Origin of the sequence: Anaerobacillus alkalilacustris, assembly GCF_001866005.1 — a bacterium.
Lineage (GTDB): Bacteria > Bacillota > Bacilli > Bacillales > Anaerobacillaceae > Anaerobacillus > Anaerobacillus alkalilacustris.
The window spans coordinates 1-7,262 of record NZ_MLQR01000012.1 but is presented as its reverse complement, the minus strand read 5'-3'; the positions used below and the strand labels follow the sequence as shown (position 1 = coordinate 7,262).

The 7,262-nt window shown below is 35.7% G+C and carries 7 protein-coding genes and 1 rRNA gene; all 8 read left to right on the top strand.

Going from position 1 to position 7,262, the window contains the following annotated elements; genetic code table 11:
- Nucleotides 1–347 precede the first annotated feature (347 nt).
- The gene (locus BKP37_RS19930; protein WP_169823088.1) at nt 348–521 is read left to right on the top strand and encodes a hypothetical protein; all 174 of its coding nucleotides are present in this window, start codon (nt 348–350) and stop codon (nt 519–521) included.
- 102 nt (nt 522–623) lie between these two features.
- Nucleotides 624–1,412: a hypothetical protein gene (locus BKP37_RS06445; RefSeq protein WP_071308820.1), complete on the top strand. Its 789-nt coding sequence runs from the start codon at nt 624–626 to the stop codon at nt 1,410–1,412.
- 11 nt (nt 1,413–1,423) lie between these two features.
- Nucleotides 1,424–1,795, top strand: a complete 372-nt coding sequence (locus BKP37_RS21110; protein WP_483860430.1) for a hypothetical protein — start codon at nt 1,424–1,426, stop codon at nt 1,793–1,795.
- Nucleotides 1,792–2,952 (top strand): MSCRAMM family protein, encoded by a 1,161-nt coding sequence (locus BKP37_RS06435; protein WP_071308818.1) that lies wholly within the window; start codon nt 1,792–1,794, stop codon nt 2,950–2,952. The genes BKP37_RS21110 and BKP37_RS06435 overlap by 4 nt, the downstream gene beginning before the upstream one ends.
- An 82-nt stretch (nt 2,953–3,034) precedes the next feature.
- Nucleotides 3,035–3,289, top strand: coding sequence for a hypothetical protein (locus BKP37_RS06430; protein ID WP_071308817.1), 255 nt, complete (start codon nt 3,035–3,037; stop codon nt 3,287–3,289).
- A gap of 936 nt (nt 3,290–4,225) precedes the next feature.
- Nucleotides 4,226–5,113, top strand: a complete 888-nt coding sequence (gene galU, locus BKP37_RS06425; protein WP_071308816.1) for a UTP--glucose-1-phosphate uridylyltransferase GalU — start codon at nt 4,226–4,228, stop codon at nt 5,111–5,113.
- Between the two features lie 29 nt (nt 5,114–5,142).
- A complete protein-coding gene (locus BKP37_RS06420) occupies nt 5,143–6,309 on the top strand; it encodes a nucleotide sugar dehydrogenase (RefSeq protein ID WP_071308815.1) in 1,167 nt (388 codons plus the stop codon).
- Nucleotides 6,310–7,040: 731 nt separating this feature from the next.
- A 16S ribosomal RNA gene (locus BKP37_RS06415) occupies nt 7,041–7,262 on the top strand; the annotation flags it as partial.

The following is a 7,262-nucleotide window of genomic DNA, read 5'->3' as shown; positions in this document are numbered from 1 at the left end:
TCCACAATGTGGACACGGGAACTTAGCTCCGCGTTTGAAGTCTAAAAAGACATGAAATTGATCTGAACTTTTTACTAATTTGTAATCTTCAATATACCAAGGATCTTGAATATCTAGTGCCTCTTGAAAAAGACGGTATTCTTTATCGAAATCTTGCATTCTTATACACTCCTGACCATTTTATTAGACTTTTTATCTAGTATGGACAGGTCTTAAAATCTATAAACAAATATTATTTAGCGAGGAAGCACTTTTTTTGTATAATATAATATTTTATACAAATTATACTTCCACGCTAAATAGTGAAAACTAGAAAAGTTGAAAGAATGTAGATTTGGTTAGTAAAGATGGGAAGAACGATACGTTCTTATAAAACAGTAGTTGAGCATTATTTTAACGAGAAATACCCCGATTACTATAAAAATCGTAATAAGTTAGAAAAGTTAATTATCAATATGTGGCAAGAAAGCGAATTAGACCACGACAAAAGCCATGAAACTTTTAATGAGGGAACATATTAATTAAGTTGCTGGTCCTGCTCCCCACTCATTTTTTATAGTAGTTTTGAAGTTATTGGTGTAATATTATAGAAAATTTACAATAAAAAGGATTTTACTTCTGTTTTGAATTCCTATTACAACAGAAAAAAACAGACAATTGCTATTCTATTAACCTTTCTTCTTGTTATTCAGCTAGTATCTCCTATTATTACGATGTCTAGTACCTTACCAATTCAAGAGTTTAAAACTGTTGATGATTATTATATTATTCATCAATCAGAAATCTGGAATATAGATAAAAGTATCGATAAGCCTATTATCATAGGACAGGATGCTACATTGACGATAAAGTCAGGAATTGATGTAAATATTTTTGCTGACCTCATCGTTTATGGGGAACTTGAAAATTCTGGTAGAGTTTTTATGAATAATCATGATATTTATGCTAACAGCATGAACATGGGTTGGATGACAATAACCGGGGATGCAAACTATCCCAGTCATGGTGTCATTCAAAATAACGGTACTTTAAACAATGTTGGAACTTTAAATGTTATGGGTCCTGATCAATACCCAATTGCACCTTTTATTGTAGATGACTTAATACATAATAGTACTGTTACAAGTCAGGAGATTGTTATTGAAGGGAGAACCGTTGCAGGATTTATTGTTAAGGCAAATGATCAACAAGTATTGACCGAAACAAACGGGACATTTCAGTTATCTTTATCATTAAATCAAGGGTTAAATGAAATTAACCTGAGTTATGTAGACGTTTTCGATAGAGAGTATTTTACTGAAACCCTTTCAATTACGTTCCAAAAAGATGAAGAAGCTACGAATACAACAGATGCTAATGCATCCGTTGATCCAAAGAATGATAAAGGTGAGACTTTACCCCGCCAGTTTTAGAGAATCTCGAGATAACGCCAAAAGAGGTAGGGGTAGGGGATAAAGTAAAAATCAAAGCGAAGGTAACCGATGATATCTCAGGGGTGAAGAAGGTATATATCAATCATAGAGCGCCCTCGCACTATACTAATGGAAATAGTAAAGGTGTGTTTTTAGAATACAATAAGGAAGAAGACAGTTGGGAAGGTTATTACGAAGTAAATAGTCATGAAGAAAATGGTACATGGACCTTTCAGGTTATAACTGTCGAAGATCATGCAGGAAACCGCCAATTTATATATGAAAGAGACTTTGACGATGTAGGTGCAAGAGATTTTGAAATCATTAACGAGGTAGAAGATGTCACCCAGACTGGTTCCCATTCAGTTTTGAGTTTGAAGTGAAAGATGGACGGGTCCTCGTTGCTGGAGAAGAAACATCCTACCTTCAATTAGAACTTCCTACTCTTACGGAAGTACAAGGTCAACTTTTAGATAATGGGATTGGAGTAGATGGTGCGGATATCGAGATTAGAAATCCAGATAATGGAAATTGGCATTATGCAATGACAGATGAAAATGGGGAATTTGCTATCCTCTTATCAGACGGGAGTTATGCAGTATCCGAAGTTTGGTATTATGGATGGAAGGAATTGAACTTCGAATTTGAAGTGAAAGATGGTTTACTTTTCGTTGACGGTGCTGAGACAGACTTTCTGACTTTAGAATATCCAAGAGGAAATGTAAATGGTAAGGTACTAGATGATGGGGTTGGCATTGGAAATGTCGAGGTAGAAATTCTTGATATTACCGGTATAACTGAGTATGGCGATTATAATGACTGGTACTATACTTGGACGAATGACAACGGTGAGTTTTCTATACAGTTACCAGATGGTCAGTACCGAGTAGCATGGTTATATTTTGGAGAAACAATCAGTGTCAATGTTCCATTTGAAGTTATAAATGGCGAAGTGGTAGTAAATGGGGAATCCCAGGAACAACTTAGTGTAGAACTACTACCAGTGACAGTTCAAGGTCAAGTGTTAGGTCAAGGAACAGCTGCTGCACATGCAACAGTGTCGGTAAGTGATGGGGAGAATTGGTACTCTATCTATGCTAACCAAAATGGTGAGTTTTCATTTAGACTACCAGACGGAAGCTATCGAGTAGAAAGAGTTAACCACCGTGGCAGGGTTGAAATGGATGTCACCTTTGAAGTAATTGGTGGTAAACTATTTGTTGATGGATCAGAAGTAGCCTCATTACAGTTAGAGCTTCCACCGCGTACAGACGTAAAAGGTCAAGTGATAAGTGAGAATTTCACCTTAGATGATGTAGAGATTGAGTTGAGAAATATTGATACTGATATTTGGTACGCCACGTATACAGAAGATAGTAATGAGTTTTTAATTAATCTTCCAAATGGTCGATATCAAGTTGAATATATTTGGTATAGAAGCTGGTTTCCAATGAGTTTTGAATTTGAAGTGAAAGATGGTCGGGTTTTTGTTGATGGAGAAGAAATAGCCTACCTTCAATTAGAACTTCCTACTCAATAAATATTTTTAACATTATAGAATTTTTTAAACAAGGGAAGAATATATCTTTCCTTGTTTGCATTAATACAGGGAGGTAAACATAATGAATGGTGCGAAGAGTTCTTTTAGAATATTTGTAATAATAGGATTAGCCATTACTATTATTGTTGGTTGCTCTAATAGTGAAAAGGTAGATGGAGTGAATTTAGTCTCTGATGAAGCAGGAATCGTTCAAAGTGAAAAACTGGATCGTGAGAAGAGAGATTATTCAAATGGCGAGGTTACTCAAAGGGAAGTAAGGAATTTTGTGCTTGAACATACAAATGTAGTAGAAATAGTACATTATAGAAAGAACTGAGCATCCAAGGTTTAATGAGGAAGGTCTTTTTTATGTTGTTAAAGGAGTTGACCTTAACGGTAGACGAGCAGAGATTTGGTTAAAAGAATTAAAGATCTACGAATTTAGAACTTCATAAGTTTATTTTGTTCTAAGGTGAGTAAGTATAAAATTTTTGAAGTTGGAAAAAACCCGATGGCACTAGCACAAATATCAAAACCTAGTAAAATAGGTGAGATGACTAATTCTAAAACTTGTGGAACGAGAATGATAAATAAGAGACTAGTGCTACAGTTGCTGATCCGAGTGAAGCACGTAAGATTTGTGAAAAGATGAATGTTAGTTATGACCAGAATGCCCCATCCTTACATTGTGGGAGAACGCCAATACAGGTAGTTCGAGCTGTCGATTGTTTTTAAAGGTAATCATCGCTCTCCAGACTTATTTGCGATTATGATTTGTACCCGGGTTTACATCTAATCCTTTAGCTATTCTTACAATTGTTCTTGAGGGTAGGTATGTCAAATTTGTGAGAAAGCTCTTCTTGAGTGTAGTCCATCAGATCTCTTCTAGCTAAAACAACAGTAGCAAAGCTTATTTTCACGATCTCTCTTTTTTTTTCGTTTCAACGTTCGTTCATCCTGTTTATCTAGATTATCCATAAGTCAAAAAGTTGTTAACAGGACAACCTTTGTTGGTCTTGAAAATAAACGGGATTTAACGAAGGTTTTAACTTGGTATTTTGATTGTAATCGGAGAATAGTGAACTCGCGATGAATGGTCGCTATAATTGGTCTTCTCGTTGTCTTTTCCATCTTCGAATTGTTTATCTAAGATCGTAAGAGAAGAGGAAGCCGTGCTGACGTATGATGGAATATTTTGTTGGTACTATATCTCATAAAACTAATGTTTGTGCTAAAATAGTAGTATTATAATATAATTTGGAGGAAAACTGTGATGAGAGTCCGTAAAGCGATTATTCCAGCTGCTGGTTTAGGAACAAGGTTTTTACCAGCTACGAAAGCTCAACCAAAGGAAATGTTACCAATCGTTGATAAACCAACGATACAATATATTGTTGAAGAAGCGATTGCCTCTGGCATTGAAGATATTATTATTATTAGTGGCCGTAGTAAACGAGCGATTGAAGATCACTTTGATAAGTCCTATGAGTTAGAAGAGACGTTATTAAAGAAGGGTAAGATGGATCTTCTTCAAGAGGTTGAATCAATTTCTAATATGGCAAATATTCATTATATTCGTCAGAAGGAAGCTCTTGGCCTTGGTCATGCAATTTCTTGTGCGAAATCGTTTATTGGCGATGAGCCGTTTGCTGTTCTTTTAGGTGATGATATTGTTCAATCTGAAAAGCCATGCTTAAAGCAATTAATTGACGTATTTGACCGTTATCATTCATCGGTTGTTGGGGTACAATCTGTTGCTGATGAGGATGTTTCGAAATATGGCATTATTGCTCCTAAAGGTCAAGAAATTGAGGCTGGAGTTATTAATGTTAATTCATTAGTTGAAAAACCGAAAGTGGAAAATGCTCCATCCAACTTTGCGATAATGGGTCGTTACGTTTTACGTCCAGAGATCTTTGACGTGTTAGAATCATTACCGCCAGGAGCAGGTGGTGAAATTCAATTAACAGATGCCATTAATCAATTAAATAAGGCCCAAGCTGTTTTAGCCTATGATTTTAAAGGTATTCGTTATGATGTAGGAGATAAGTTTGGTTTTGTCAAAGCAACTCTTGATTTTGCGTTGCAAAGAGATGATTTAAAAGATGATGTACGAAACTATTTACAACAAATAATTGAAAAAGAAGCAATTTTAAAATAGATGGATTAGGTAGCGAGGGATATAGAAAAATGAAAATTGCAGTCGCAGGTACTGGTTATGTGGGGTTATCGAATGCCGTCTTACTTGCTCAACATAACGAAGTGATCGCCGTTGATATTGATCAACGAAAAGTAGAATTAATAAATCAAAAACAATCTCCCATTGTCGATAAAGAAATTGAAGAGTTTTTAACGACAAAGGAATTAAATCTAGTAGCAACAACGGATTATGAAAAAGCATATCGTGAGGCAGAGTTTGTAGTAATTGCCACTCCAACAGATTACGATCCTGAAACAAATTACTTTAACACTAGATCGGTTGAAAGTGTTATTGAACATGTTCTATCTGTGAATCCAAATGCAGTCATGGTCATTAAATCAACGATCCCAGTTGGATATACACAAGAAGTAAGTGTAAAATTTAATACAGATAATATTATTTTTTCACCAGAGTTTCTTCGTGAAGGGAAAGCGTTATATGATAATTTACATCCTTCTCGAGTGATTGTTGGAGAAAAATCAGAACGAGCTGAGAAGTTTGCGAGTCTTCTAGTTCAAGGTGCGATTAAGGAAGATATTCCTGTTTTATTTACGAACTCAACAGAAGCTGAAGCCGTTAAGTTATTTTCAAACACATATTTAGCACTTCGAGTAGCGTATTTCAACGAACTAGATACGTATGCAGAGTTAAATGGATTAAACACAAAACAAATTATCGAAGGTGTTTCTTTAGATCCACGTATTGGTGGTCATTATAATAACCCTTCATTTGGTTATGGTGGTTATTGCTTACCAAAAGATACAAAGCAGTTAAGAGCAAACTTTGAAGGGGTTCCAAATAATATGATTAGTGCGATCGTTGAGGCAAACGATACGAGAAAAGATCACATCGCAACTAGAATTATTGAGAAAAAGCCTAACATTGTTGGTATTTACCGTCTAACAATGAAAACGGATTCCGATAACTTCAGAGCTTCAGCCATCCAAGGCATCATGAGCAGATTAAAAGAAAAAGGCATTGAAGTCGTGATTTACGAACCAGTCTTAAAAGAAGACCAGTTCGAAGACTTCCATGTCATTAAAGATCTAGATGAGTTCAAACGAGCTTCTGATATTATCGTTTCCAATAGAGTAGAAGCTGAATTAGCAGACGTAGAAGAGAAAGTCTATACAAGAGATATATTTAATAGAGACTAGACTTTGAAGATATTAAATGGACGTCCGCCCCGAGTCGTTGAATGGCTCGGGGCGGCTTTTACCTTCCTTTTCAATTGTTATTATTTTGTTTTACTGGAATTCGGGTCTGAATGGAACATGGGAACTAGGTCCCTCGTTCCACCAGTTTTTTATATTGCTCAGAATTAGTAGAGAAAAATGACCTAAGATTACTACCTAGTTTCACTTACTCCTTTCTTTGTCACCACCTGAAATTTGTCGAGGGTTGTAAGTTAATAGATTGATAAAATCTTAGATATTTCAATGTAATTGGAAAACATGGATAAAGGGATTGAGTAGAAGAAGGAATTAGAAAATGTAAAGTTTTCGTTCTGATATATAATGAAAGTAATTTTCATTTGCTATTTTAATAGATGTATGCTAACCTTATGTATCTGTCACTTCAGCTGCAAATCGCGCAGAACTTTTTCTGATAAACCTTTTGAAAAAAGTTGTTGCATTGAATGATTTGTTGTGGTAAGATATTTCTTGTCGCTAAAAAGCGAAGTTGAATGACTTGTTGTTTTGATAAAAAGTTTCAAAAAAACAACTTGCGCAGAATTAAATGTTGTGATACACTAGTTCTTGTCGCTGAAAAAAACAACGGCATAAAACAAATGATGGTTCTTTGAAAACTGAACACACAGCCAAGCGAATTAAAAGAGATAGTAAATATCTCGTCAATGTTTTATTTTTGAGCTTTATCAAACACTTTTATGGAGAGTTTGATCCTGGCTCAGGACGAACGCTGGCGGCGTGCCTAATACATGCAAGTCGAGCGAATGGATGGGAGCTTGCTCCCTGAAATTAGCGGCGGACGGGTGAGTAACACGTGGGCAACCTGCCCTGTAGACTGGGATAACTTCGGGAAACCGAAGCTAATACCGGATAATCTTTGGAGCCTCATGGTTCTAAAGTGAAAGTTGGGTTTACCT